General features: G+C 75.2%; 2 protein-coding genes. Both read left to right on the plus strand.

What is annotated here, in order from left to right:
* Window positions 1-1,094, plus strand: a 1,094-nt coding sequence (locus tag B7L92_RS20195) for an SUKH-4 family immunity protein (RefSeq protein WP_438364007.1), incomplete at its 5' end; no start/stop codon positions are given.
* A 210-nt stretch (window positions 1,095-1,304) separates the two neighbouring features.
* On the plus strand, window positions 1,305-2,105 hold an 801-nt coding region (locus B7L92_RS20200), incomplete at its 3' end, for a cellulose-binding protein (RefSeq protein ID WP_255311050.1).

Below are 2,105 nucleotides of genomic sequence, written 5' to 3' on the forward strand. Positions count from 1 at the left end.
CCCCGGGGGTTCCGGGCCCGCCTCCGCCGCCGGCCCCTCCCGGTGTGCCCGGGATGCCGCCCGGTGCGCCCGTGCCCGGGCAGCCGCCGGCGTACGGGTACCCGCCGCAGCCGGCCGGTCTGCCGACCGTCGGCCCCGGTTACCAGGCCGTGCTGCGCTACCGCGCGCAGGACGGTTCCGAGCAGCAGCTGATCCGGCGTTCGGCGCCGGGCACGCCGCACCCGGAGTGGCAGATCTTCCACGAGCTGCGGGCCATGAACGTGCCGCAGCACCAGGTGCTGGAGCTGCACACCGAGCTGGAGTCGTGCGAGCTGCCGGGGGCGTACTGCGCGCGGATGATCCGGGAGCAGTGGCCGCAGGCGCGGATCACGAGCATCGCGCCGTACGGCACGGACCAGGCGAGCCGGCAGCAGGGCATGCAGCAACTGCTGGCCCACCAGGGCGAGTTGCACCAGGTGGCGGACGGTCCGGCGCGTCCGGCCCCGGTGCGCGCGCCGTTGCCGCCGGTGTCGCCGGCGCCGCCGATCCCGCCGGAGGGCGTCGCCCAGGAGCTGGCGGGGGCGTTCGGGCCGGGGGTGTTCCGGTTCGAGCAGGCGGCGGTGTCGCGGCAGGGGGTGCCGCCGGTCGTGGCGCACACGCTGGTGGTGGCCGGGCTGCCGCTGGACATGGGTCCGTTCTTCTGGGCGCAGGCCCAGCCGGGCCGTCCGGTGCCGACGCTGGCGGAGCTGGCGGTCGAGCGGGGCGTGCAGCCGGCCTCGGACGCGGGCTCGTACCTGGTGATGGGCAGCGACTTCGGCAAGGCGATCTGCGTGCAGTACGGCACGGCGCACATCGTGGCGGTGCCGGTGGAGGCGGGGCCGGGCGGGGCGCCCGTTCCGCCGCAGTTCGTGAACACCGGTCTGCCGGAGTTCGCGCGCTGTCTGGCGCTGCTGGGCCGGATGTGGCGGCTGCGGTACGGGCTGAACCAGGAGCAGGCGGGCCGCTGGACCGTGGACTTCCAGGCCCAGTTGGCGGCGCTGGACCCGGCGGCGCTGGGTTCGCCGGAGAGTTGGTGGTCGGTGCTGCTGGAGCAGATGTGGGACGGCCTGCTGTGAGCCGCCGCCGCTGACTCCACGCCCGGCGTGGAAAGGAGCCGGGCCCGGTCGTACGACGACCGGGCCCGGCTTTTGCGTGCCCTCCTCGCGGAGTGTCGCGTTATGAACAGTTCAGCGCGATCCATCAAGATGTGCGCGAATCATCCCATTACGTGCTCGGTCGTCGTGCTGGGCTTCGGGTCCGTCCGTCCGGTGAAGAGGGGTTCCAGGATGAGCAGCGCATCGGTGTCGTCGCAGGGCTTCGAGGTCGTGCGGGGGCGTGGTTACCGTCCCCTGCAGGTGATCGCGTACGTCGATGCCCTCTGCGCGGATCGCGACGCCGCCTGGGAGCGGGCGGCGCGGCTCACCGTGCTGGCCCGTGAGATGGAGGAGGAGCTGGAGCGGCTGCGGGAGCGGGTGGCGGGGCTGGCCCCGCAGACGTACGAGTCGCTCGGAGAGAGCGCGCGGCGGCTGTTCGAGCTGGTCCAGGCGGAGGCGGCGGCCGTGCGGGAGGAGGCCCGCCGGGAGGAGCAGCGGATCGGGGACCTGGCGCGGGAGGAGGCGACCGGTGTGCGGGAGGCCGCGCAGGCGTACGCCGACACGGTGCGCGCCGACGCCGACGAGGCCGCCCGGCAGCGGCTGGTCGAGGCCCGTGCCGAGGCCGACGGGATCCGGGTCGCGGCCCGTGCCGAGGTGAAGGAGCGGCGCGCGGAGACCCTGGAGGCGGTGCGGGAGATGCGCGGGCGTGCCTCCGGGATGCTGGCCGAGCGGACCCGGGAGCAGCAGGAGCGGTTGGCCGAGGTCGAGCGGGAGGAGGCCGAACGGGTGGCCGCCCTGGAGGCCCGGCACGCGGAGGAGGTGGAGCGGGCCGAGGGCGTGCTGGCCGAGGCGAAGAAGGTCTTCGCCGAGGCGGAGGAGTCGTCCCGGCGCCGCCAGGAGGAGGCGGAGGAGGAGGCGGCCCAGGTGCTCGCCCGGGCGCGGGTGCGCGAGGAGGGCATCGTGCGGGAGACCGAGCGGGTGCTGCGCGAGCAC

The sequence above is a fragment of the Streptomyces viridosporus genome (assembly GCF_002078235.1).
Taxonomy (GTDB): Bacteria; Actinomycetota; Actinomycetes; order Streptomycetales; family Streptomycetaceae; genus Streptomyces; species Streptomyces viridosporus.